Annotated in this window: 32 protein-coding genes; 21 read left to right on the top strand and 11 right to left on the bottom strand. The window is 64.5% G+C overall.

Annotation, left to right across the window (positions count from 1 at the left end):
* Position 1 precedes the first annotated feature (1 nt).
* Genes ACZK08_RS06760 through ACZK08_RS06795 form a run of 8 tightly spaced genes read right to left on the bottom strand, consistent with a single transcriptional unit; the run spans position 2 to position 2,272 of the window.
* Positions 2–490, bottom strand: a complete 489-nt coding sequence (locus ACZK08_RS06760) for a hypothetical protein (protein WP_478452601.1) — start codon at positions 488–490, stop codon at positions 2–4.
* Entirely contained in the window at positions 487–726 is a 240-nt protein-coding gene (locus ACZK08_RS06765; protein ID WP_478452603.1) for a hypothetical protein, read from the bottom strand. The genes ACZK08_RS06760 and ACZK08_RS06765 overlap by 4 nt, the downstream gene beginning before the upstream one ends.
* Positions 723–1,049, bottom strand: a complete 327-nt coding sequence (locus ACZK08_RS06770) for a hypothetical protein (RefSeq protein WP_478452605.1) — start codon at positions 1,047–1,049, stop codon at positions 723–725. The genes ACZK08_RS06765 and ACZK08_RS06770 overlap by 4 nt, the downstream gene beginning before the upstream one ends.
* The gene (locus ACZK08_RS06775; protein WP_478452606.1) at positions 1,046–1,318 is read right to left on the bottom strand and encodes a hypothetical protein; all 273 of its coding nucleotides are present in this window, start codon (positions 1,316–1,318) and stop codon (positions 1,046–1,048) included. Before ACZK08_RS06775 ends, ACZK08_RS06770 begins: the two co-directional genes overlap by 4 nt.
* Before the next feature lie 15 nt (positions 1,319–1,333).
* Positions 1,334–1,654 carry a hypothetical protein gene (locus ACZK08_RS06780; protein WP_478452607.1) on the bottom strand — a complete coding sequence of 107 codons (321 nt, stop codon included), beginning with the start codon at positions 1,652–1,654 and terminating at the stop codon, positions 1,334–1,336.
* Between the two features lie 2 nt (positions 1,655–1,656).
* Positions 1,657–1,806 carry a hypothetical protein gene (locus ACZK08_RS06785; RefSeq protein WP_478452609.1) on the bottom strand — a complete coding sequence of 50 codons (150 nt, stop codon included), beginning with the start codon at positions 1,804–1,806 and terminating at the stop codon, positions 1,657–1,659.
* Positions 1,803–2,051, bottom strand: coding sequence for a hypothetical protein (locus ACZK08_RS06790; RefSeq protein WP_478452610.1), 249 nt, complete (start codon positions 2,049–2,051; stop codon positions 1,803–1,805). Before ACZK08_RS06790 ends, ACZK08_RS06785 begins: the two co-directional genes overlap by 4 nt.
* A complete protein-coding gene (locus ACZK08_RS06795; protein ID WP_478452611.1) occupies positions 2,048–2,272 on the bottom strand; it encodes a hypothetical protein in 225 nt (74 codons plus the stop codon). Before ACZK08_RS06795 ends, ACZK08_RS06790 begins: the two co-directional genes overlap by 4 nt.
* 306 nt (positions 2,273–2,578) lie before the next feature.
* Here ACZK08_RS06795 and ACZK08_RS06800 point away from each other — a divergent pair, with 306 nt between their 5' ends.
* Complete coding sequence (locus ACZK08_RS06800; RefSeq protein WP_478452710.1) at positions 2,579–3,055, top strand: DUF4124 domain-containing protein; 477 nt, start codon at positions 2,579–2,581, stop codon at positions 3,053–3,055.
* Positions 3,056–3,094: 39 nt separating this feature from the next.
* On the opposite strand, the gene ACZK08_RS06805 is transcribed toward ACZK08_RS06800, so the two are convergent.
* From ACZK08_RS06805 to ACZK08_RS06815, 3 genes are all read right to left on the bottom strand, one after another.
* Positions 3,095–3,259, bottom strand: coding sequence for a hypothetical protein (locus ACZK08_RS06805; RefSeq protein ID WP_478452612.1), 165 nt, complete (start codon positions 3,257–3,259; stop codon positions 3,095–3,097).
* Positions 3,260–3,380: 121 nt separating this feature from the next.
* On the bottom strand, positions 3,381–3,935 hold the full coding sequence (locus ACZK08_RS06810) for a helix-turn-helix domain-containing protein (RefSeq protein WP_478452613.1): 555 nt from the start codon (positions 3,933–3,935) through the stop codon (positions 3,381–3,383).
* A gap of 225 nt (positions 3,936–4,160) precedes the next feature.
* Positions 4,161–4,391 (bottom strand): hypothetical protein, encoded by a 231-nt coding sequence (locus tag ACZK08_RS06815; protein ID WP_478452614.1) that lies wholly within the window; start codon positions 4,389–4,391, stop codon positions 4,161–4,163.
* A gap of 68 nt (positions 4,392–4,459) precedes the next feature.
* Between ACZK08_RS06815 and ACZK08_RS06820 the strand changes: the two genes are divergently transcribed.
* From ACZK08_RS06820 to ACZK08_RS06915, 20 genes are all read left to right on the top strand, one after another.
* On the top strand, positions 4,460–4,825 hold the full coding sequence (locus ACZK08_RS06820; protein ID WP_478452615.1) for a hypothetical protein: 366 nt from the start codon (positions 4,460–4,462) through the stop codon (positions 4,823–4,825).
* A 589-nt stretch (positions 4,826–5,414) separates the two neighbouring features.
* Entirely contained in the window at positions 5,415–6,476 is a 1,062-nt protein-coding gene (locus tag ACZK08_RS06825; protein ID WP_478452616.1) for a CHC2 zinc finger domain-containing protein, read from the top strand.
* Between the two features lie 19 nt (positions 6,477–6,495).
* Positions 6,496–6,651 carry a hypothetical protein gene (locus tag ACZK08_RS06830; protein WP_478452617.1) on the top strand — a complete coding sequence of 52 codons (156 nt, stop codon included), beginning with the start codon at positions 6,496–6,498 and terminating at the stop codon, positions 6,649–6,651.
* A gap of 20 nt (positions 6,652–6,671) precedes the next feature.
* Entirely contained in the window at positions 6,672–8,048 is a 1,377-nt protein-coding gene (locus ACZK08_RS06835) for a virulence-associated E family protein (RefSeq protein WP_478452619.1), read from the top strand.
* 401 nt (positions 8,049–8,449) lie between these two features.
* A complete protein-coding gene (locus ACZK08_RS06840) occupies positions 8,450–8,983 on the top strand; it encodes a terminase small subunit (protein WP_478452620.1) in 534 nt (177 codons plus the stop codon).
* Entirely contained in the window at positions 8,980–11,070 is a 2,091-nt protein-coding gene (locus ACZK08_RS06845; RefSeq protein WP_478452621.1) for a phage terminase large subunit family protein, read from the top strand. Before ACZK08_RS06840 ends, ACZK08_RS06845 begins: the two co-directional genes overlap by 4 nt.
* Positions 11,067–11,396, top strand: coding sequence for a helix-turn-helix domain-containing protein (locus tag ACZK08_RS06850; protein ID WP_262101201.1), 330 nt, complete (start codon positions 11,067–11,069; stop codon positions 11,394–11,396). Before ACZK08_RS06845 ends, ACZK08_RS06850 begins: the two co-directional genes overlap by 4 nt.
* 413 nt (positions 11,397–11,809) lie before the next feature.
* Complete coding sequence (locus tag ACZK08_RS06855) at positions 11,810–13,276, top strand: phage portal protein (protein WP_478452622.1); 1,467 nt, start codon at positions 11,810–11,812, stop codon at positions 13,274–13,276.
* Positions 13,273–15,579, top strand: coding sequence for a ClpP-like prohead protease/major capsid protein fusion protein (locus tag ACZK08_RS06860; RefSeq protein ID WP_478452624.1), 2,307 nt, complete (start codon positions 13,273–13,275; stop codon positions 15,577–15,579). The genes ACZK08_RS06855 and ACZK08_RS06860 overlap by 4 nt, the downstream gene beginning before the upstream one ends.
* Before the next feature lie 82 nt (positions 15,580–15,661).
* Positions 15,662–16,021 (top strand): DUF2190 family protein, encoded by a 360-nt coding sequence (locus ACZK08_RS06865; RefSeq protein ID WP_262101205.1) that lies wholly within the window; start codon positions 15,662–15,664, stop codon positions 16,019–16,021.
* A gap of 78 nt (positions 16,022–16,099) precedes the next feature.
* On the top strand, positions 16,100–16,531 hold the full coding sequence (locus ACZK08_RS06870) for a structural protein P5 (RefSeq protein WP_478452626.1): 432 nt from the start codon (positions 16,100–16,102) through the stop codon (positions 16,529–16,531).
* Between the two features lie 50 nt (positions 16,532–16,581).
* Entirely contained in the window at positions 16,582–16,866 is a 285-nt protein-coding gene (locus tag ACZK08_RS06875; protein WP_262101207.1) for a hypothetical protein, read from the top strand.
* On the top strand, positions 16,863–17,354 hold the full coding sequence (locus ACZK08_RS06880) for a lysis system spanin subunit (RefSeq protein ID WP_478452627.1): 492 nt from the start codon (positions 16,863–16,865) through the stop codon (positions 17,352–17,354). Before ACZK08_RS06875 ends, ACZK08_RS06880 begins: the two co-directional genes overlap by 4 nt.
* On the top strand, positions 17,351–17,686 hold the full coding sequence (locus ACZK08_RS06885; protein WP_478452628.1) for a head-tail joining protein: 336 nt from the start codon (positions 17,351–17,353) through the stop codon (positions 17,684–17,686). Before ACZK08_RS06880 ends, ACZK08_RS06885 begins: the two co-directional genes overlap by 4 nt.
* Positions 17,679–18,161, top strand: a complete 483-nt coding sequence (locus ACZK08_RS06890) for a hypothetical protein (protein WP_262101210.1) — start codon at positions 17,679–17,681, stop codon at positions 18,159–18,161. The genes ACZK08_RS06885 and ACZK08_RS06890 overlap by 8 nt, the downstream gene beginning before the upstream one ends.
* Before the next feature lie 13 nt (positions 18,162–18,174).
* Positions 18,175–18,975, top strand: a complete 801-nt coding sequence (locus tag ACZK08_RS06895) for a phage tail tube protein (RefSeq protein ID WP_478452629.1) — start codon at positions 18,175–18,177, stop codon at positions 18,973–18,975.
* 71 nt (positions 18,976–19,046) lie between these two features.
* On the top strand, positions 19,047–19,697 hold the full coding sequence (locus tag ACZK08_RS06900; RefSeq protein WP_478452630.1) for a hypothetical protein: 651 nt from the start codon (positions 19,047–19,049) through the stop codon (positions 19,695–19,697).
* Entirely contained in the window at positions 19,690–22,419 is a 2,730-nt protein-coding gene (locus ACZK08_RS06905; RefSeq protein WP_478452631.1) for a hypothetical protein, read from the top strand. Before ACZK08_RS06900 ends, ACZK08_RS06905 begins: the two co-directional genes overlap by 8 nt.
* Before the next feature lie 133 nt (positions 22,420–22,552).
* A complete protein-coding gene (locus ACZK08_RS06910) occupies positions 22,553–23,431 on the top strand; it encodes a hypothetical protein (protein WP_478452632.1) in 879 nt (292 codons plus the stop codon).
* Positions 23,431–23,847 (top strand): hypothetical protein, encoded by a 417-nt coding sequence (locus ACZK08_RS06915; RefSeq protein ID WP_253119693.1) that lies wholly within the window; start codon positions 23,431–23,433, stop codon positions 23,845–23,847. The genes ACZK08_RS06910 and ACZK08_RS06915 overlap by 1 nt, the downstream gene beginning before the upstream one ends.
* Position 23,848: the final 1 nt, after the last annotated feature.

Genomic DNA, 23,848 nt, shown 5'->3' on the forward strand with positions numbered 1-23,848 from the left:
CTCAGTCGTGGTCATGGACTGCCATGCGCTCTGCATAGCTCCCGTGGTTGGCGGTGTGCCGGCTCATCAGCGGGCGAAGTGGGGTGTTCCCGAGCACCTCAATGTGCCCGCCCGCCGCGAGGAAAGCCTCCAGGTCGTCGGCGAGCTGCTGCCGGTCCAGTTCCCTGTGACGAATCGTGGTCGCCGCGTCACTGACGCCGGTGAGCGGACCTACCACGCAAGTCGGTCGCTCCCGCCCGGGTGCCGCGCGCAGCGGCGCGATCGCATGTTGCGTGTGGCTGGAGAGGCGCCAGATTCCGCGCACGCCCGAGCGGTGACAGATGGCCTGGCCGCCGCGCGCCAACCCCTTCAACGTGTAGCCGATAGCCTGGTGCGTGCTGTTGATGCGACCAGCGGTCTTGATCTGTTCGACCGTAGCGCCTTGCGGGAACATGGACAGGACCTTGCGCACTTCGGCGGCCCGGCCGATCTGTTGCGGGCGGGCGCTCATGCGCGGGCCTCCGCTAGCATTTCGCGCATTGCCCAGCCGTGGTGCAGGACACGCGATGAGTGGTGAGCAACGGCATCCGGATTGTTGGTCAGGACGAGCGTGTCCTCCAGTGGATACGCGGTGTGGCCGTCCCAGTCGTCCAGTACCTCACGCAGGCCAAAGTGCGTGCGCAGTTCCTGTGCGTTGGGGGTCTTGCCGCAGCGTTGCGGCCCATAGATGACAACAGAGCGGTTCATGCTGCGATTCCTCGCGTGCGGCGCGTAGCGCGGTTGTTGGGGGAGATCGAACGGACACGCACGCCTTGGCGGTCGAGCCAGCGGTGCGCGGCCTGGGCGGCAAGTCGGTTGAGCGAAAACGAGACGCCGCCGAGGGTGAGCGAGTGTTGCGATACCCCCACGCTCCGGCTGGCGCTGGCGGCGACCTTCAGGAGCGACTCGCGCGGCGCGGCGGTGTAGAGGCCGGCCCATAGCCAGCCCTGGCAGACCATCAATACGAGTGACTCGCCCTGATGGCCGGTGGCGAATTGCTGCTCCACTGGCAGAGTGGGCTGCACGCTCATGCCGTCATTGCCAGGTCGCGGGCCTTGGCGATCTCCGCCTCGGCGGCGGCGATGCCGGTGGCGGTCAAGGTCGCCTTGCGCGGCAGCCGCGGGTCGTCGTACCTGATCAGCACGCGCTCATCCAGCCAGTTCATGACGCGGCGCGTGAACAGCTTCTCGGGGCGGTTGCGGGGCGCGAATCCGTTGGCGGTGCGGTGGAGGGTGAGGTCGGAAGCGCCATGCGCTGCGAGCAACGCGGCTTTTTCCTTCGGCTTGAGTGGAGCGGACATGGCTTGTTCTCCTGGTCAGGCAGCGATGGGCGAGTAAGGGGAGTCGGCGGCGATCTCGGCAAGGACCTCGCCGCGATGGCGGGCGAGCAGGGAGATCGGGATGCGCAGGTGTGCCAGGCTTGCATCCGTCCAGCGCAGTTCTGCCAGCGCGGCCTTTTCCATCGGTACCGGGCGGGTGGCGAAGCCACACCGATGGCATTCGATGTGCAGCAGCGGCGGGCAGGGGGCGCCCAGGCGATGGCCGGTAGGGGCGCCCTCGGTCACCACGACGTGAGGTCGATGGCCGGGACCACACAGCGGCACGGAATCGGGGAGCGGGCGAGAGGTCTGGCGCATGGTCAGCCCCTCACCGAGGTGCTGATCGCCCAGCGTGCCTTGGCCGCATCACGGTCGACATGCGCCTGGTGGATCTCCGCGATGCGCAGCGGCACCACAATCGCAGCTGCCAGCGCCACTGCAGCCCATGCGAGGCGTAGGCGGCGGCTCATGCCGCACCCCCGCTGATTTCTCGCTTCATCGCCCGCGTGCTTCGGACTGGATGCGCTTTATCCAGAAGTTCGGCGCAGTCGGCGCATGCGTACTGCGCCCCGCCGCCGCCGTCAATGTCGATTCCAAGCACCCAGCCCTCGCGCCCTGCGAGGTCGTCGCATTCGTCCGTGCTTGCAGCGGCAGGACTGTTTTCGTCGCAGTTGAAGCACCACAGGTGATGGTCCTTAGCCGTCAGCTCGCTCATGCCCGCACCTCGGCCGACATGTCGCGCGAGCAGGCCTCCAGGCGCAGGCTGGCGACGCTCATGCGCCGGGAGCGGCGCAGCTGGTTGCGGTTGTGTTCGCCCTTGCTGCGGACCCACAGGGTTCGGGCGGTGCTGTGATCGCGTGCTGCCACGGCCCGCAGGGCCTTCACGGCCAACAGCGGCAGCAGGCAGGGGCTTGGATCGGCGTAGCGATGAGACATGGCGCGCTCCTGTTCGAAGGAGGACGCCGGCGGGTCACTGGCCAAAGGGGCGGCTACTGCCGGCCGGGGAGGGGCGGCAGGGTGGCGACCCGCCGGTCGCCCGCCGGTCGTTGGCCGGCGAGGTAATTTATCCCACAGCTAAATTTCCATTGCAATAGCTGTGAGCTAAATTTTCGTCAGGGGCTGAAAAAGTGAGGGGCACGCCTGATAATTCCCAGGCATACAGGGGCCAGGGAGGCTGCGACGTTGAACAGGTTGGTGGTGCTAGGGGTTGCGCTTGCAGTTTCACCGTGGGCTTCGGCACAGGTGTTCAAGTGCAAGGGGGCAGCCGGGGAGACGGTCTACTCGCAATCCCCATGTTCCGCAGGCGCAGCGCCGATGAAGCTGCGCTCCAATCGAGCTTCTACAGAGAGTGCGGGTGAGGCTGCCAATCGAGCAGCGGTGTATCAGACGACAGAACTTGCAGATGCTGGCATCTCCGAACGGAACTGCTTGTTCTCGGAGCACAGTCGGATTTACGGCCCGGTCAACACCCGGGGGCAGGATGTGTCACGTCAGATTGCTGCGCTAAACCATGAACTGGCCACTGCAAGGAACAACCTTGCCGGCGCCACTTACGCGTCGGGGATAAGGTCTCAGATTGCTAGCCTGCAGCAGGCCCACACAGCCGACAGGATCTCTGCAGATAGCCAGATGGCCGAGGCCAGGAAGCGATGTGCTGACGCTCGTATTGAGCGAGAAAGAGCCACGCGGGAAAAATACTCAGGCGCTGGCACGCCATAGATGTGGGCGCGTTACGCGCCCACTTGCTTCGATTCAGGGTCACGCGTCCTGGATGGAAACATCTCGGATGAAGCCAGCTTCATCCAAAGGAACTCCGTCCATGCAGCACTCCCTCGCGGCTTCCATCTCCCGATGCAGACGCACCAGCGCGTCGTTTTCAAGGCAATCGACGCCTGGCGTGTTGAATGTTGCCTGGTCGATCAAGCAGCCCAAGTTGTAGTGATCGCGGAGCCAGCGGATTCGCCGGAGAATGCTGTCTCGCGTTACGTTATCGATGGTTGATGGCCTAGGTGCTTCCACCAAGCGGAGCTTGGGCTTTTGCCCGTCACGCCTTGCGACGCGTTGTGCGATCACCTGAGCCAGTGCTTCGAGCGTCCCGGCGGCCGGGGGTTCCTTCTTCTGCTTCTCCATCCTTCTCCCTGAGCCTCTGTGCAAGCGCCTTACTGAAGTCAATCAGGTTGTCGGGAGTTACCGTTGCCTCGCCCCGCTGGTAAAGGTACTCATAGGCATATGCCAGAGGCGTACCATCTTCTTCATTGCTGAAGTCATCAATCCCGAGGTTGGCGAACGTGAGCCTCACGAGCCTGATCGCGGAGGCAATGATCTCAGGGTCGATTCGCAGATCCTGAGAACCAGCAGCGGCCCCTGCGCCAGCGTCGTCGTCCGGCCTCGGCTGGTCCAGCCAGCCATGGGATAGCCCGGCCGCACGTTCGATCTTACGCGCTACGTCATCCCCCATCTTCTTGCCGCTCAATAGCTGGTTTAGATAGGACGGCGCCATGTCCAGATGGATGGCGATCGCTTTCTGCGTCCCCAGCTGCGATTTGAGCGTGGCCACCAGGGCCTGGAGGTTGAGGTGTCTGGCGGTGATGGCATCCATGCGCCAAGCGTAGCTAGTAGCTAAACAAGGAAGTTGCGCTGAGCGCTTGACAACGAGGTTTAGCTCCGGGCTAAATACTGGCCCTATGGACCTACTCACCTTCATTTCGGACCCCGAACGTAAGCGGCGCCTCGCTGCCTTGACCGGCAGTTCTGAGGGATACCTGTGGCAGTGCGCGACCGGATGGAGGAACAAGAAGCCCAGCCCGGTCTTGGCGCGAAAGATTCAGTTGGCATCGGTCGAGATCGGTGTCGCGCTGGGTTGCGAGCCGTTGGCGCTCGCCGCAATCCGTCCCGACATTTGGCCGGCTGAAACTGCATGACCGCCTCGGCAGACATGAGCCAGGTTTGCGGGCGCAAACAGCACCGCTACCACTCCGCCGACGCCTGCTGCGGCGTCATAGGTACGGACAGCGGTGAAGCGCATGCGCTGCGGGAAGCTGATGATCTCTGCCATGCGGTCAATGTTGTCCCCGCCACAGTTAGCTTTTCCACGATGATCGATGGCGCATTTCAGGGGGCCGCATGACGTGCCGTCGCTCTGACCTCTACTGGCGGGACGCGCTGCACAACGCAGTGACCCGTGCTCCTGGGGGGCTGCAGGACGCGGCCGCGCACATTAGCAAGCGCCGTGGCAAGTCGATCTCGGCGGAAACGCTGAGAAAGAAGCTCAGGGGCGTCGATGGCGAGTCCGTTTCGATGGAGATGGCCGAGATCCTGACGGACTACCTGCAGCTATTCGTCGGTACGCAGGAGATTGCAACTGACTGGGTCTGCTCCCTTGCTGCCCAGTACGACCTGATGGTCGATTACGTACCGCCGCCGCCGCAGGGGGGTGGCCTGACGAGCTGGCCGCGATCCAGGCGAAGCTGCTGGAACTGCACAAGCTGACGGGGGCGTTGGCTGGTGCGGGCATCGACGCGATAGCGGATCAACGCCTGAGCGTTCCCGAGGCAGATCGAATCCAAGACCTTTCGCGCGAGGTGCGCAAGCTCTGCTACCGCTTGGAGCGCAATGCGTGCCGTGCGGCTGGGCAGCTGGGGACGGAGGACTGACGTGGGTACGGACCACGCCCGTCGATCTCAGTATCGAAGGCGTGGCATAGCCAGCGCATCCGCGCGGCGGGCCATGGAGCTTGCCGCACTTGCGTTGACCGATGCAGTGCCAGGGCTAGTGGGCGATGAAGCACTGGCAGAACGCGAGCGCATTCGCCAAGAAACCGAACGTAGAGACAGCGCCCAGCGCCAGCTCGATGAAGGAGGTATCCGTTGGGTGTGAATCGATGTCTGCACCAGGCCCTGCTGATTGCCCGTCAGCCACGGTCAGAATGGCGCACACAGATCGACCAGATCGCAGAAACCTGCCAGGCGCCAGGCGTTTGCACGGGGGGCGTTGGTTGCCGCCAGCGAATTGCCGAGTACCTGCGGGTGCAGTGGTGGATGATCGAGCGTCGCGAATCACGAGCCGCGAGGCGCCGCTGATGGCGAACAGCTCCGTAGACACCGATGCGATACGCGAGTCGGCAAATATCGCCGATGTCATCGGCCGTTACGTCAAGCTCAGGCCAGCCGGCCGTGGGGAGTACAGCGGGCTATGTCCATTTCACGACGAGTCCTCGCCGAGCTTCACTGTCAACGAAGTCAAAGGCTTCTACCACTGCTTCGGCTGTGGTGCGCACGGTGATGTGATCGGCTTCCTGGTGCAGCACCTGCAAGTTGGATTCCTTGAGGCATGCGCGCAGCTAACCGGTGGTCAGCTGGGTGTTGCGGCTGAGCGAGAGAGGCTGCCAAGCCAGGAGTCGTTGCGGGTCAAGTGGGTGCCGATCCTGCCCGTCCCCGATGATGCTCCGGCGTTGCTGACCGACAGCGGCTGGACGGTACCGATCTGGAATGCCAAGCGGGACAAGCTACGCCGAATGAAGCCGGTCAGGGTGTTTGCCTACCGTAACGCTGAATCGCAGATCCTTGGATACGTGCTGCGTTGCGAATTCATCGATCGCGACAGCCGCAAGCTCAGGAAGTGGACGCCGCAGGTGACCTGGTGCGTTGGGCCGGAAGGGCAGAAGCAATGGTGCCTGGAGAGCTTCCCTGGCGCGCGGCCGCTGTACGGGCTGGATGCCTTGGCTGCGAAACCCGACGCGCCAGTGTTGATCCCAGAGGGCGAGAAATGTCGGGATGTGGGGGCACATGCGTTCCCTGGCTATGCGGCAATCAGCTGGTCGGGCGGCGGGAAAGCCGTCACAAAAGCTGACTGGTCGCCGCTGGCCGGCCGGGATTGCGTGCTCTGGCCCGATGCCGACGCTCCCGGGCAGCAGGCAATGCTGGGGTGGAGGAACGATGCCAATCAGTTCAAACCGGGGGTCGCCCAGCTGTTGAAGCGGGCAGGCGCCAGATCGATCCGCTTTGTGGATGTGACCGGCCAGCCCGATGGTTGGGACATCGCAGATGCGTTGGAGCGCGACGGCTGGACGCCTCGACAGCTTGCGGCTTGGGCCGCAAACCGTGTGGTTGAAGTCGACGTGGTGGATGCCAATGGCACATGACAGGAGGCTGGAGGAGCGAGTGCTGCACTCCAATGCGAAGCTCGCCAAGGCCTACCGAATCGCGGCGCAGGCCGCCCTGGACAACCCATATGAGCACTCTCGGCGCTTGCGCCGGGAGCGGGCAAAAGAATACCTGCGCTTGGCGCGGGGCTATGAAAAGGCAATGCGGCAATGAGCGTGGGGACAAGGCGCAGGATGACAGTGATCGATGGTGGCGGTGCGCCACCGCCAGGCGGTGGCGGGGTAGACCCCAATGCCTGGAAGGAGCACCTCACCAGAAATCGCGATGGCAATGTCGAAGGTACGCTGCACAACCTGATTCTGATCATGGAGAACGATGATCGATTGAAGGGGTTGTGGTGGCTCAACGACTCCAGCAATCAAGTAAAGCTGCACAGAGATCCACCGTGGACAGGTGGAAGCAGGGACGAGTTCATCGACTCGGACGCCTACGAGCTGGCGGCTTGGCTGCAGCACCCGGATCGCTACTGGATGAAGTGCAGCGATGACCTGGTGTTGAAAGCCGTAATCGCCGTCGCGCGCCGTCACCGCCGTCATCCAATCAAGGACTACCTCGGCGCCCTGCAATGGGATGGCGTCACGCGCGTGGAGCGCATGCTCGTTGAGCTATTTGGTGCGGCGGATAATGCCTACAGCCTGCGCGCAGCGCAGTGCTTCATGGTAAGTGCCGTGGCTCGCATCCTGTGGGTAGACGCCAAGCAGCCCAGCGTGGGTGCACAGGTGGACTTCATGCTGGTGCTGGAAGGTGAGCAGGGCAAGCGGAAGTCGAGCGCCCTGCGCGCGATCTTCGGCAGCGAATGGTTTGTCGAGACCAGCGAATCTCCGAGCGGAAAGGACTTCTACCAGGTCATCCAAGGTGCGTGGGGCGTCGAGATCGGCGAGATGGACTCGTTCTCGAAGGCCGACGTGACCAGCGTAAAGACCGCCATCACCAGGCGCGTGGACAAGTTCCGAGCGCCCTACGAGCGCGTGCCTCGCTCCTACCGCCGCGAATGCGTGTTCGCCGGCACCACGAACGAGCATCAGTACCTACGCGACCCGACGGGTGGGCGGCGCTTCCTCCCCGTGCGAACTGACGGCGACGTGCAGATCGCAGAGATCGCGGCGTTGCGCGACCAGCTGTGGGCCGAGGCTGTGACCATGTTCAACGCTGGGTTCGAGTGGTGGGAGCTGCCAGCAGACGCGAAGGAAGAGCAGGCCAGCAGGTACGTGGGCGACAGCTGGGAGGGACGAGTCGAGCAGTGGCTCGATCTTCGGATGGAGCCGAGCAAGTACCCGACACGACTGGCGATGGCGCCGCAGATCGACTGGGCGACCACCGACAACCTCCTGACGTACGCCATCGGCTTGGACCCAGGCAAGCACGGCAAGCCCGAGCAAATGCGGGTCGCCTCGATCATGAAGACGCTGGGCTGGGAGCAGCAGCGCAGGCGTTGGCCGGATGACGGCGGTCGGGAGCCCCGGTGGTTCAGGCCGGGCCTCGCGATCGATGACTGGCTGGCAACCGTACAGCGGTCAAGGCAGGAGGGCCCCAGTGGACCTGACTTCTGACCAGACCTTTCCAGCTTCGTCCACACCCGTCCGAACCACTGACCAGACCTGCCGCTTACTGCGACAGCGCTGTCCTGACCGTCCACACCCTTTCTCGCGCGCGTACATGTACCAACACACCTCCCCAGCCCTCAATCAATCAAATCAAAAGAATAGGTGTGGACGGTATGGACAGTGTGGACAGCTTAGGAACGGCGCGGGTTCCGGGCGTCCAGACCTTGCCTTGATGGTTTGGACGGTGCGGACGGCTGGCATGTTCCACGCGAATCATCGTGCGGTTGGTTGGGCAGGAGGGGCAGGGGGAAGAGGGCGGGCCGATGGGTCCTCCCCGGCCTCAGATTCCACGGGTATTCGGTCGCGCAATTTCTCGCTAGTCATGAAGCATTTCCAAGGGGGTTGTAGTGGTTTCTGATCTGAGCAGCCCGATGAAACAGGGCGCGTTTGGGGATCTGGTGGGCATATCCCAGCAGGCGGTCAGCGACCTGGTGCGCCGTGGAGTCCTCGCAGACGGTGCTGCCGGTGATGAGTGGCTGCTTGCCTACTGCGATCACCTGCGCGAGGTCGCTGCTGGCCGTGGCGGTGAGGCGGGTAAGGATCTGACCGCCGAGCGCGCCCGGCTGGCGCGAGAGCAGGCTGACCGCTTGGCGATGCAGAACGCCGTGACCAGGGGCGAGCTGGCGCCGGCACATCTCATGGAACAGGTGTTGTCGAAAGTCGGCGCGCGGGCGGGGCGCATCCTTGAGACGATCCCGGGGACGCTGCGGCGCCGGCTTCCGCAGCTGAAGGCAGCAGATGTCGAGGTCGTGGCCCAGATTGTCGCCAAGGCGCGGAACCTCGCTGCGTCGATGCGTCTGGCTGATGTTGATGCCGACGACGACTCCGATGAGGACGCGTCCACCGCGACGCCGGTGGATGCGGAGGATCGGTGCGAATGACCCTTCTTCGTGGAATCGATGCAAGCCAGCTGCAGGCCGTGGAGCGCCATCTCCAGCGCGGGCTCGCATCCTGGGCGGTGCAAGAGCCAATCACGCTGGAAGCCTGGGCACGGGAGCACTTCTACCTATCCGCCGAATCGAGCTATGTCGAACAGAAGTGGACCCCATGGCCGTTCCAGCGCGGAATGATGGCGGTGATCAGCAATGATGACGTAGCCGAGGTCTCGGTGAAGAAGTCGGCGCGTGTGGGCTATACCAAGATCCTCCTGGCCTTCCTTGGCTACAACGCAGAGCACCGGCGCCGGAACCAATGCATCTGGCAGCCGACTGACGACGACTCTGACGACTTCGTCAAGTCAGAGCTCGAGCCCATGCTACGTGACGTGGAGTGCATGCGGGCGGTGTTCCCGGCCTACCTGGCCCGGCACAAGGACAACACGCTGCAGCAGAAGAAGTTCATCGGTTCGCTCCTGCGCGTGCGCGGCGGCAAGGCCGCGAAGAACTACCGTCGAATCTCCGTGGACGTTGCCCTGCTGGACGAGCTGGACGCCTTCGACAACGACATTGAGAAGGAGGGCGCTCCGGACTCGCTGGCCGCCAAGCGCTTGGAAGGCGCCACCTTCCCCAAGCTCGTGGCTGGCAGTACCCCGAAGCTCAAGGGCTTCAGTCTGGTGGATACGCGCTACTCGCAGGCGGATGAGCGATTCACCTACCGGGTGCGCTGCCCACAATGCGACGCCTTCCACGCACTGACGTGGGGTGGCAAGGACGAATCGCACGGCTTCAAATTCGAGCGAGACGCATCTGGCGGTGTTGTCCACGTCTACCACCTCTGCCCGCACTGTACGTACCCAATGACGCAGGGCGAGTATCTGCTGGCGGCTGAGCAAGGCGAATGGGTGAACTCGCGCGGTGATCTCTGGCTTCGCGCCGATGGCCGCTTCACCACGCCGGAGGGCCACGTGGTCCAGGCTCCCCGTCACGTGGCGGTCCACATCTGGACCGCCTACAGCCCGGCAGTTGCGTGGCAGCAGATTGTCCGGGAGTTCCTGGAGGCGTACACCAAGCACCAGGAAGGCGACGACAGCAAACTGAAGGCATGGACCAACACCACTCTGGGTGAGACCTGGGAGGGAGAGGTCGAACGCACAGATGCTGATGAGCTGGCGAACAGGGCCGAGCCGTTCCCGCTCAAGACGATGCCCCGCGACTGCTTGCTGCTCCTGTGTGGCATGGATACCCAAGACAATCGGCTTGAGGCCGGAATTTGGGGTGTGGGGCGGGGTGGACAGATGTGGACGATCGACCACCGCGTTTTCTTCGGTAACCCTGCACAGATGGAGGTCTGGACCGAGGCTGAGGCGTTCCTGCGTGAGCAGGAATACACACATGCCTGCGGCAGGCCGCAACGGATCTATGCCACCGCGATCGACTCGGGCGGTCACCATGCCGACGCTGTGTACGCCTTCGCACACAAGTTGAAGTCGTTGCGCGTGCACGCGGTGAAGGGCGCGAGCGGCCAGGAGCGGTCCATCGAGAACGGCAACAGCCGCGTCGGCTACCGCTTCAATGGGCGTATCGAGAAGCACGGGCCGGTGCTCTGGCACGTGGGCACGAACCTCGCGAAGGATCGGTTCCAGTCCCGGCTGGACGTTGCAGTGCCGGGGCCGGGCTACGTGCACCTGTCAGATCAGCTCTCGCCCGAATGGTTCAAACAGCTGGCGGGCGAGATCCGCGCAACGCGGAGGATGAAGGGTGGGTCGGAGTCCAGGTGGACCGCAACGCGCAAGCGAATCGAGGTCAAGGACTGCCTGACCTACGAAATATGGCTGGAGGAACGGCTCGACCTGTGGGGACCCAAGAAGGCGAAATGGTGGGATCAGTTGGAGGAACAGGTGCAGCCGGAAAACGATCTGTTTGGCATCCCGCCGGCTGCGGCATTGCCGGCGGCGGAAGTTGCAGCGCCCGCGCCGCCGGTGAACCAGATCGTGAAAAGGCCCTCGCCGGCCCCGGCGCGGGTGGCGCGCGATTCCCGTGAAACGTCGCGCGACGACTTTGGGTCCAGCGGTTGGAGTAGTCGCCTATGAGCAACTCGCGCGACATCGATGCTGCCGAGCAACTGCGTCGTCTGGTGATTCGAGGCATCGTCGAGCAAACGGGTTTGAACGAGGAACACGCCATGCCCTACGCGACGGCGGTGATGACCGTTCTGCAGACTGAGTACGGTGGTGAGCGCCTGCACATCCCCAAGGCCGCCGGGCAGGACAAGCCGTGCTCACGCGTGGAGGTGATTCGCGCGGAGTTGGCTGAAGGCCAGGACTGGCGACTGGTCTGCCGCCGGCACGGTGTATCGCGAGCCGCGTTGTATCGAATGTTCCCTGGTGGACTGCCGAAGCCGTCCAGAGTCGGCTGACGAATCCGGAGGCCGTCTCACCTTCTGGCAAAGATTGAGACGGCCGCTCCGTAAATGACTGATTCTACGAGGCGCTGCGCGGTGATCGTCTCACTTCGCTGGTAACGGTTGAGACGGCCCCGTCTCCAAACTAGTTCCATGCCGACTCCCGCTCAAACCATGCTGGAAATGTACCTGGCCGCCGAAGTTGCGGTACTGCAGGGACAGTCGTTCCGCATGGGCGAGCGGCAGTTGAATCGCGCGGACTTGGCGGAGATCCGCGCAGGCCGCCACGAATGGGAGGCCAGGGTGAGCATGCAGGCGCGAGGCGGTAGCCGCGTATCTGTGGCGCTTGCAGACTTCCGGGGGCGTGAGTGAACCGCCTTGACCGTGCGATTGCTGCAGTAGCGCCCAGCTGGGGCGCGAAGCGCGCAATGGCGCGTGCGCGCATTGCGGCCTACAGCAGCGCCTACGACGGTGCCACGCCCAGCCGCCTGCGAGAGGCCGCGCGTGAATTTGGCTCCGGCAACACGGCGGTGGCCAGCGGTGCGACCCGTATCCGCACCCAGGCGCGGCACCTCGACCGTAACCACGACATCGTGGTGAACGGCTTCAACCAGATGGTCCAGAACGTGATCGGCCGCGATGGCATCGGCATCGAGCCGCAGCCGCGTGACGCAAGCGGGAACATCGTGGAATCCCTGGTCGATCAGATCACCCCGTTGCTCCGGGACTTCTGGAAGCGCCCAGAGGTCACCTGGTGCCATGACTTCGGCGCGGCACAGCGCCTGATGACCCGGACCCTGTTCCGCGACGGGGAAGTCCTGTACCAAGATCTGATCGGGCCGGTTCCGTATCTCGACCATGGCACCGTTGTGCCCTACAGCATCGAAATGATGGAGCCTGATCTCCTGCCGATTGATTTCAACGATCCGGTCAGGAACATCATGCAGGGCGTGGAGAAGAACGCCTGGAACAGGCCCATCGCGTATCACCTCTACAAGCAGCATCCCGGTGACCCGAACGCGGTCATGCCGGAATTGAAGCGCGTGAGTGCTGACTTCGTTCACCACGCCAAGATGGTTGATCGCATCGGCCAAGTGCGCGGTGTCAGCCTGCTGGCGTCTGTCCTCACCCGCTTGGATGACCTGAAGGACTACGAGGAATCCGAGCGCGTCGCCGCCAAGATCGCGGCCAGCATGGCTGCCTTCATCATCAAGGGCGATGCGCAGAGCTACGGCGAGAACGATACGGTGCCGGAACGCAGGACCATGCGGTTCCAGCCGGGCATGGTGTTCGATGACTTGGTGAAGGGTGAGAGCGTTGGCACGGTCGACACCAATCGCCCCAACCCGAATCTGGAGACCTACCGAAACGGGCAGCTGCGTGCTGTAGCAGGCGGTATGCGGGTTTCGTTCTCGTCGCTGTCGAAGAACTACAACGGCACCTATTCCGCGCAGCGGCAGGAGCTGGTTGAGCAGTACGGCGCGTACGGTGTTCTGGCCTATGAGGTGATCTCACAGATCGTTCGGCCGATCTACGAGCGCTTTATCCAGGCTGCAATTGCCTCCGGAGAGCTGGTCGTTCCGAGCGGCGTTTCGATGACCACGATCACCGACGCCATGTACATGCCGCCGGTGATGCCGTGGATCAACCCGGTCCATGAAGCGACCGGCCTTCGCATGATGATCCGCGCCGGCATTCGCTCTCTCACGTCGGTCATCAGCGAGCGCGGTGGGCGCATGTACGACACGCTGGAAGAGATCCGCAACGAACGCAAATGGGCCAGAGACCTGGGAATCATTCTGGACAGTGATCCGGGTCAGGTGAGCGATGCGGGCGTTACGCAAGCCCGGCCGGACGGCACCACTCTCCCGAACACCTTCGAGGATACGCAATGAACCAACTGATCATGGGCAAGACTTCGCTACTGGCCAGCGCCGTGATTGCCGCTACCTTCGCCTTTGATTCCGCTGACATCGAGGCGATGCAGCCGGAGGCAAAGGGCAAGTCGGTACTCGCGCTGAACACCACCAGCGGCGGTGAAGCCGAGCTGCTGATCTACGGCCCAATCGGCGACTACTTCTGGGGTGAGGGCGTCACAGCTGCCAGCGTGGTCGAGCAACTGGCCGGTACGACCGCGAGCGTGATCAACGTCCGGATCAACTCTGATGGCGGCGTCGTGACCGACGGGTTGGCCATCTACAACGCACTGAAGCAGCACCCGGCCACGATCAACATGACCGTGGATGGCGTTGCAGCCAGCATCGCCAGCCTGATTCTCATGGCCGGAAGCACCCGTCGCATGCACGAGAACACCATGCTGATGTTGCATGGCCCTCAGGGCGGTGGCTGGGGCTTTGCCGGCGACCTGCGCGAGCGGGCCGATCAGATCGACGTGTATGGGCGCCAGATGCTGGTGACGTACTCGGGCCGGGCCAAGAACCCGGCAGACATCGAGACGATGCTGACCGATCGCAAGGACCATTGGCTGACCGCGTCGGAAGCGCTGGCGCTGGGCCTGGTCAGCGAAGTCATTCCCGACGTGCAGCCGGAGCCTGCGGACTCCGTCGCCGCAGCAGCGCTGCTGTCCTATGTGAGTGCGATCTCCGGCACCGAGGGCGCCGTGCACGCCTTGCTGCGCAAGCACATCCAGGCAACCACCACCGCTACAGCCTTTGCCTCGCTCCGCGAGGTTCACCAGCGGGCCGTTGTGGCCCACCTTGAGGAAACCAGCATGAAACAGCAGTGCCAACTGATCATGGCGCAGGCGGGCACCGCTCCGGCTGCACCGGCCCCCGCCGCTCCGGCATCGCCCGTGCCCGCCACTCCGGTACCGCCGGCCGCAGCCGCTCCTGTCGCGGCTGCGACCTCGGCGCCGGCTGCGACGGTCGAGCAGGTGATGGCGGCCATCTCGGCCCGCAACGCAGCCATTCGTACCGTCTTCGCCGGATTCCGTGAGGTCAGCGGCGTCCAGGCGCTGGAGGCGGAGTGCCTGGCTGATGCTGCGATCACCGAAGACGTGGCGCGCGGCAAGCTGCTGGCGAAGCTGGCGGCGAGCGGACAGCCGCTGGCCGGCGGCTTCAGCATCACGGACGTGGTGCCGGAGGAGGACAATCAGCGTCGCGCCCAGGTCAATGCGTTGCTCGCCCGTGCCGGCGTGCTGACGGGTGCTGATGCCGAGGCCGCGCGCAACGGGAACCCCTTCACGCACACCACGCTGTTGGCGCTGGCCGAGCGCTCCCTGATCCAGGCGGGTGTGAACACCCGTAGCATGGACCGTGAGCAGATCGCGCGCCGAGTTCTCGCTGTGCAGACCACCAGTGACTTCCCGGTTCTGCTGGAGAACGTGCTGCACCGGGTGCTCGTTGGTGCCTACAACCTGCAGCAGTTCACCTGGACCCGATTCTGCGCGACCGGCACGCTGTCCGATTACCGCGCGCACAGCCGCTACCACCTGTCTTCGTTCTCCGACCTGAAGCCGGTCAACGAAGCGGGCGAGTACGAGAACGGCGTGCTGGGTGATGGCGAGGCCGAGACCATCAAGGGTGCTCGCAAGGGGCGCATCCTGCAGATCACCCCGGAAGTGCTGGTGAACGATGATCTGGGTTCGTTCGTGCGCATCACCACGGCGCTGGGTCAGGCCGCAGGCCGCACGATCGAAAAGGACGTCTACGATGTTCTGAAGCAGAACGGCGGGCTGGGCCCGGTCATGAAGGACGGGAACACCCTGTTCCACGCCGAGCACGGCAACATCGCCGCTGGTGCCGCTGTCTCGGTCGATGCCTTCGACGCGATGCGCCAACTGATGGCGCTGCAGATGGACCCGGGTTGCAACGACTATCTGGACATCTCGCTGTCGCGCTTCCTGGGCACGGTCGCCATGCATGGCCGCGCGACGCTGGTGAACAACAGCGAGTACAACCCGGATGTGACCGGCCGGTTCCAGGTCAACAACACCTCGCGCGCCACCTTCAGCGACATCATCACCTCTCCGCGCCTGGGTACCGGCAAGGGCTGGTACGGCTTCGCCGATCCGAACGTGGAGCCGGTGATCGAAGTCGCCTTCCTCAATGGTGTGCAGACGCCGGTGTTGGAGCAGGAGACCAACTTCCGCACTGACGGTCTCAGCTGGAAGGTCGTCCACAAGTACGGCGTGGGTGCGGTGGGCTGGCGCGGCGCAGCCTACAACCCGGGCGAGTAACCGGATACGCGGCTGCGGCGCTCCCGCCGCAGCTGCGGTCTCCCACTTCATCCATGCAAGACGCCAACTGAGGACCATCGTCATGGCGAAGAACTACAAATTTCCGGGCGCAGTGATCGATGTCACCGCAGCATCCAACCTGGTCAGTGGCCAGGCGTTCATCGTCGGCAAGCTGCTGGCGGTCGCGCTGGTGGACATTGCTGCTGGCGCCAAGGGCAGTGCCCAGATCGAAGGCGTGTTCGAACTGCCGAAGCTTGCCAGCGCCAACATCGTCGAAGGTGCCGGCCTGACCTGGGACGCCCAGGCCGGTCAGATGATCGCGACCGGCGGCGATGCTGGCGACCTGGAGAACTGCGCGGTGGCCGTCGCCGTCGCTGGCACCGGCACGGCAACCGTGCTCGCAAAGCTGACCCCGGGCTCCGGTTCGTTGAAGTCGGCGTAAGTCTTGGCCGGCACCGCTCACATACGCCCGGGTGGCGTGAGCGGTGCCGGTTCTTTCACAGCGACAACGGGGGATCGCATGGGCACCACCAGCACGCCGCGCGGCGTACGCAACAACAATCCTGGCAACATCGATCGCACCGGCACTCCGTGGCAGGGTGAGGATCGGTCCGCCGCGGCTATCGCCCGCGAACAGCGCTTCTGCGTGTTCCTGACCCCGCAGGCTGGCTTTCGCGCCTTGGCGAAGACCCTGCTGACCTACCAGCGCAAGCACGGCTTGCGCACGGTGAAGGAGATCATCGGACGCTGGGCACCACCGGTGGAGAACGATACGGGCGCTTACGCCCGGCAGGTTGCGGCGGCGGTGGGCGTGTCGCCGTTGGAAGTGATCCGGCTGGAGAACCCTGTGACCCTGGGGCGACTCGCGACCGCCATTGCCAAGCACGAGAACGGCGGCATGTATTGGAGTGCGGCCGTGGTTGCTGCGGGCGTCGCCGAGGCGCTGAAGTGATTGGGGGCGTAGAGGGGGCTGGCGCGCCTTGGTGGCTGGCCGCCAGCGCAGTGGCGCTGTGGCTGCTCCGAGAAACGTGGGGTGCGGTCCTGGCGCGCCGTAAAGAACGCACCGAAACCGACGCCAACGTAGACCTGCTCAACGGGCTCGTTGAGCGGGTGAAGTCGTTGGAAACATCCCAGGCGGAGGTGGTCAAGCAGTACAACGAGGAGGTTCGCTTGCGCATGAAGGCGCAAGAGGACGCTCATAGGTTGAGGCTTCGTGTCATCTCGCTGGAGTCCGCTCTCAAGCAGCTGGGAGTGGTCGTCCCTCCCGTCGAGGAGCCGGTGGCATGAATCGGGTGCTTCTGGCGCTGCTGCTTGGGTTGAGCGTCCTGGTCATTTGGCAGAGAGGCTCGGTTGCTCAAGCGCACCGGGCTGCCGACATCGCCTGGGCTGCCCGAGACAAAGCTCGTCATGAGCGTGATGCCGCTGCGACGGCACTGGCTGACGCGAATGACGCGCTTGCGACGGAACGCGCAAGCGCTCAAGCCGCCAATCACCTGGCTGCCACATATGAAAAGGAGAAGGACGATGCACAGAAGGCCTCTGATCGCCTCATCGCTGATCTGCGCGCTGGCAACCAGCGCTTGCACCAGCGCTGGCAGGCAAGCGTCGCCACCGCCGAGCTGTCCGCAGCCGCCGCTGCCGCCAGCCAGCCTGATGGTCGAGCCGACGACCGAATTGAGAGTGCGGGCCGAGCTGTTGGCGCCGCAGCCCAGTGCGACGCACAAGTGAGGGGACTTCAGGCTTACGCGTTGCTGTGTTCGCGAGGTGCCCGGTGAACGAGCCCGATTTCCTCCGCGATCTGGATCGCACCTTGCACGCCGCCTTTGCGCTGGCGGGCATGGCGTCGCGAGGTCTGTACACGGCCAAGGATGGTCCGGCCACCGAGGGCGTGCGTGCTTACGTGGAGCGTGACGTTGAGACCATCGGTGAACTGCGCCAGTTCAGGGCAGGGCGTGTGGAGATCGCGTACCTGCGTTCGGATGTGGCGCCTGACCAGGGCGATCGCTTCGAGGTGGTTTCGAGCGCGTTCGGTACTGAGGTCTTCGTCAACAGCAAGAAGATCAGTGATGACGGCTCGCAGAGCCGCTGGCTGGTGAGCCGTGGTTGACCTGGCAGAGCCGCTGTCTTGGCAGCTGGTGGAGTTCCTGGCTGCTCGTGTCCGCCTCATCTCACGCAGCAGTGGCTTTCGCACTGACATCGGTGCGGGCGCCGTGATCATAGATGAAACCGAGATCAGCGAGAGCAGCACCGAGCCGGCAACGATCATCTCTGTGCGCCAGCTTTCGCGCAGTGGCGGCGGTGTGGCCCAGTCCAGCTCCGATGCGGCCATAACCATCGAGTTCGAAGTTCCGCGCGGAAGCGATGAAGCGAATCCAAGGTTGCTTGTTCATCGCGCGCGCCACGACCTGATCCGCGCCCTGACGTTCAAAGAGAAGTCGCTGCCGCTGGGCGTGACCAGCTTCGAGCTGCTGGAAACCCAGCTGGCGACCTTGGAGGACGATGCCGGGCATACCGCCGTAGTCGCTCAGATCACCGCGCGGGCTGGTCTGACCGAGACCTTTGAGCCCGTGTCCAACCCGTAAAGGAACCAGAACCATGGCACAGCCAAAAGTCCGCAAATTCGCAGGTGACCTGCGCTTCTGGGAGCACGGCTCCGATGGCGGTCGCGTCCCCGTCATTCCCGAGCCCGCCGACAAGTTCGGCAACCAGCCCCTGGAGCAGTCCTCGCTGACCTTCAGCTACGAAGCCGGCGATTCGGTGGAGATCAAGAGCAAGCGCCGCGATGCTCGGTATCAGCAGATCATCCATAAGGATTCGAATCCGGGCGTCACCAACGTCTCGATTACCGCGCTGGAAGTGCCGCCCGCCTTCCTGGCTCGCATGCTGTATGGCACCCTGGTCAACACCACTGTGGCAGCCGGCTCGGCCAGCGCAGTGTCGATCACTGTTGGCAGCGTGGATACCCCCGTGAAGCTGCCGCACAACTTCATCGAAGCAACGCCGGTGCCGATGTTCAAGAAGGGCGATGTGGACCTGGTGATGGGCACCGACTACGACCTCGAACCCCGTCATGGTTTGCTGATCCCCAAGAAGGGTGGCGCGCTGCAGGCCGGCGATGTCGTGGTTGCCGATTACAACTTCGATGCTTATCTGGAAACCGCGATCAGCGGCGGCACCACCCCGAGCAAGTCGTTCCAGGTCCTGGGCGACATGCAGGACCGCATCAGTGGTGACGAAGGCTTGCTCTCGATCCCCAATGTCGACCTGACCGTCGATGGCGACGTTGACTGGTTCAGCGACGAGCCGATCCAGGTGACCCTGACCGGGCCGGTCATCTTCCAGGCCGGCGAGGCCGATCTCTACACCTTCAAGATCGCCGCGCAGTCGGCAGGCTGAGCGTGCCGGTGACCCCGGCAAGGGGAGGGCGCCGGAAGGGCGCCCTCCCGGTTTGAAACAGGAAGGGCACCGTGGCGTCCAATCGCAACAACAACCTGCTCAAGTACTACGTCAGCGGACGGCGGGCAAAAGGCTTCCATGGCCTGACCGACCTGGCTGGCGAGGTGCTGAATCGATACGACCTGTCGGTGCAGCGGGCATTTATTGGTCTGCAGCGCCGCGCTGGGCCGGCTACTGCGCAAGAGGTCCGTGGCTCCTACAACATCCGCGCTTCTGCGCTGCGTGGGAAGTATCGCGTAGAGACGGGCGAGCGCGGCTACAGCACCGGTAAACGTGGCAGGGATGAGTTCCTTTCGATCTGGGCCAGCACGCGGCAGATCTCGCTGATCGATTTCGGTGGTCGCTGGGCTGGCCGGAAGTCCCGGGGTGCCACGGCGGGCATTGGCGTGGGCGAGTCGAAGACCTATGAGGGCGCCTTCATCGCCACTATCAAGGGCCGAAGGGCCATCCGTGTGCGTAGCTGGGATCGGGCGCAGCAGAAGCGCCACGGCCGTGGCCCCGTTCGCATCCTCCGTGGGCCCAGCCCGTTCGAGATGCTCTCGGGTGCTGATGGCAACAGCCGCGCCCTGGAGGCCCGTCGCCGGCTGATCGAGCGCTTCCACACCACCTATCTGACCGAACTGCGCCGCCAGTGGCGCGTCAATGGAAGCTCCAATGGCTGATCGGCTGGAAGAGGCAATTCGGGTCGTCATCGAAACGCAGGGCCGCGAGGGTGTGGAAGAACTGCGCGCGGCGTTCGGCGACCTGGGGGACGTGTCGGTCGAGACCGCTGGCAAGGCGACGAAGCTGCTCGACTCGCTCACCGGACTGAATGAGGCAGCGGCGAAGGCGGATGCCTTCGACGGCATGCTGGCCGATCTCGCGCAGCTGGAGCGGCAGTTTGACGACAACCAGAAGGCTGCACTGGCGCTCAGCCTCAGCATCGGCGAGATGGACAAGCCCTCCCGCGAGGTGCTGGCAACCCAGCGGGATCTGCGTAAAGAAGGCGAGCGGCTGAAGAAGGCACTCAACGAGCAATGGGAAGCTGTCGGCAAGGCCGACGACGAGCTTTCTTCGCTCGGCGTTAACACCGCGAATCTGGCCGACTACCAGCAGCGCCTGCGCATTGAGGTGGCCCGGAGTGCGGCTGCGCTCACTGAACAAGCCAGGGCCGCAGCGGCAGAGGCCGAGGCGGGGCGGCGTCGCAAACAGCAGATTGATGAGGCAGAGACGGCCTTCCGCAAGCAGGCCAACACCAGCAGGGCTGCGGCAAGATCGTTGGCGGAGTATCGCGAGCGTGCCGACGACGCGACCGCAGGCAGTGCCGACCTTGCGTCGGCCACCGAGAGCACTGTCAGTTGGTTCGGCAAGTTGAAAGCGGTGGCCGTTGGTGCTGCCGCGTTTATCGGCCTGAATCGAGTGGTCGATGGCATCAAGGCCATTGTGAAAGAAGGCAGCGACGCGGAGCAGGAGCTGGGTCAGCTCGAGGCCGCGTTGCAGGCGACACGGCGCACCGGAGAGTTCACCGCGCAGAGCCTGGCCACGATGCGGAAGGAACTTCAGGGTGGGCTGTTTGACGATGGAGAGATCAGCGCTGCGCAGGTGCGTCTGCTGTCCTACACCAACATCGTGGGCGAGCAGTTCCCAGCGGCGATGCAGATCACCATCGACCAGGCTGAGCGGCTCAAAATCTCTCTGGAGTCATCGGCAGAGGTCGTAGGCAAGGCACTGCAGACCCCGTCGAAGGCGATGGAGAGCCTGAGCAAGCAGGGCTTCACGCTGGATGACAGCCAGAAGTCGCTGATCAAGAGCCTGGAAGCCACCGGCCAGGTGGCAAAGGCGCAGGCCATCATCCTCGATCTGCTGGCCGAATCCTATGGCGGCGCGGCCGCTGCCGCGAAGGTGGGCACCATCGCCGGCCTATGGAAGACGGCCACCGATCGCTTCAAGGACTGGAAACAGGAAGTCGCCGACCAAGGCGTGCTGACCTACTTCAAGGAACAGCTCACCACCCTGCTGACCACACTGGATCGGCTGGCCGCCGATGGCAGCCTATCGCGCTGGGCCAAGCAGACCGCCCAGGCCATCATCACCATGGCCGAGGCGGTGAAGGGCACGACGCAGTGGGTTGTGGACCATGTTCGCGTGATCGGCCTGATGGCTGCCGCATATGCGCAGTTCAAGATCGTGGGGGCGCTGCTCCAGCTGAACGCATGGCGCGCAGCCCTGATCGCGACCACCAACGCGCAGATTGCCAACAATGCAGCCGTCGCAAGCGGCAGCCGGGGTATCGGCCGGTTCGGTGCGTTGCTGCGCGGTTTGCCGAAGGCAGTCCCCATCACGGTGGCCGTGCTGGGATTGGAAGCGGCGATGGGCGGTCTGGATGTCCTCAAGACCGTGGCGCAGGACATCTGGAAGCAGCACGACCCGGCCTTGAAGCGAGCTGGTGAGGCGCAGAGGGCCTACATCAGCCAGGTACGCGATTCGGCGCTGCAGCTGCGTGAGCAGGCTGTGTCCTTCGTGGCATACCGCGACGTAGTCATCAAGTCAGCCGAGGAAGTCGCCAAGCTGGGTGAGGCGGAGCGGCAGGCGTACGAGAAGCGTCTGTCCGGCCTGGAGCTGTACCTCACGGCGCAGGAAGGCTTCCTGCTGATGCAGCAGAAGGCCGGCGTCGCGACGGCGGAGCAGCTGCAGCAGCTGGGCCAGGTCACACAGAAGTTGCTGGACGTGTCGACGGGCTTTGCGTCGCTCCGGGATGGCGTCCGGACGGCTGCGGACGCGCTCACGAATGGAATCGGCCCGGCTGCCCAGCTGGTGGCGCAGCAGTTGGCGGGGATCGACGGGAACGCAAAGCTCGCGAAGGAGTCTATCGGGAATGTGTTCGAGGGGCTCAACTTCGCGGACACGGCGAGCCTGGAGGCAGTCGGCGCGGCGCTGGGCTACATCGCCTCCCAGGGCGCCGCCGCAGAGCGGAACGGGCGCGAGGGGGTGCGGGAAACGCCGAAAAAGCCCCCCGGGGACGGGCCGCCCCCCCCCCGGGCCCCGGCCCGGGCGGGGGGGGGGGCCCCCCCCCCAGGGCCCCCCCCCCCCCCCCCCGCCCCCCGCCCCGCCCGGGGGGCGCAAAGGGGGGGGCGCGCCGCCCCCCCCCCGCCGGGGGCGCCGGCCCCGGGCGGGGGGCAAGGCGCCCGCCGCCCGGGGGGGGGGGGGGGGGGGGACCCCCCCCCCCCCCCAGATCGAGACGGCATTCAAGGCAGCCCTTGGCAAGGTCGCGACGCTGGACGAAGCGCGCACGCTGGGCTCTCTGCTGGAATCGGCAGGGCGGCAGGGCAAGGTCGGTTTCGATTCGGCCGCGCGGTCAGCCGCAGCGCTGAATGCTCGAATCCGAGAGATTCAGGTTGCCATTGACCCGCTAGCCGACGAATTTGCCAGGCTCGGCATTCAGTCCCAGGCGTCGCTCAACGCGACACGTGACGCCGCCAAGAGTGCATTCGATGCGATCCGTGACGGCGCGGCCAGGGGCAAGGCATCCGTCGAGGACGTGCGTCGAGCCTTCCGGGCATATGCCGATGCAACCCGAGCCGCAGCCGCAGACAGTGATCAATGGCGCCGGGACAACGTCGATAGCCATCTCGCAGTCCAGGAGTCGATCTACGACACCGAACGCAGCATGCAGCGGCTGGGCGATGTGAGTGACATCGCAATGCGCCAGCTGCAGGACGGCGCCAGCCGCAGCCGCGAGCGGCTGGAGGAGGTGCGCGAAAGCGCGGGTGGTGCTGCGGACCAGGTTGACCGGGTAGGGAGTAGCTCCGAACGAATGGGCAAGCAGATGGGGCAGGCCGGGGCCGCTGCGCAAGGCATGGCGTTCAGCATTGGCGAGGTTTCCGAATCGGCGTTGCAGGCGATGCGCAAGCTCAGCGGACCCAACCCGCTTGTCCAGTTTGCGAATGCGCTGAACCGGGTCACTGACCAGCGCAGGAAGTTGGCAGAGTACAAGGCGGAGCTTCAGGCAACCTCCGAGGCGGAGGATGAACTCTCCAAAGCGGCAAAGGAGCGGCTGGCCGGGCAGTTTGACTACGTCGGCAAGGGCGAAATCGCAGAGGTGGCACAGCTGGAGGCCCAGGTCATGCGGCAGCGGCAGCAGCGAGACCAGGAGGCCGCCGCTGCGCTCGCCGAGCGCCGCAAGCAGGCTGAAGCTGAGGCAGAGGCGCAGGCGAGGGCGGATGCCGCCCGTATCAGCGGCAACGGCAGCAAGGAACAGGTCATCGTCATTGATTGGAAGTTGCCTTCGAAGGAGGTGGTGGCCGGCGCCACAGCAGCCGAGGTGCAGCAAGCGCAGCGCCTCGCGGGCCTCGTCGCTCCCCTGGTCTTGCGCCAGGTTCAGCAAAGCAGGGCCGTATCCGTGCGGGGGCGTAGCTGATGACCCGCATTGTTCTTGCAGGAATTGAACTGCCGGCTGACCTCCAGTGGACGGATGAGTTCACGGCCTGGAAGGTTGGGCAGCAGGCTCGTACAAGCCTGACGGGTGCCTTGATCGTCCAAGAGTCAGCGCGACAGGCCGGGCGGCCGATCACGCTCCAGACAACACGTGACGGTACCGCCTATGTCGGCGTCGTCAGCCTGCCCGTGCTACGGGCGTTGCAGGCCAGTGAAAGCGAGGCCCGCCTGGCGCCGTTGGATCTGGTCATGCCCGCCCACAACAGTGGCGAGCGGTCATTCCAGGTGCGGTGGCGCCGTACGGATGGCCCGGCCATCGAAGTCGACCCCACCCGATTCGCTGTCCCCGCGCTTGATGCGGACCTCTTCGCCATCACCCTTCGCCTCATGACGGTGTAAT

Source organism: Stenotrophomonas sp. 112478_Sma, assembly GCF_056479905.1.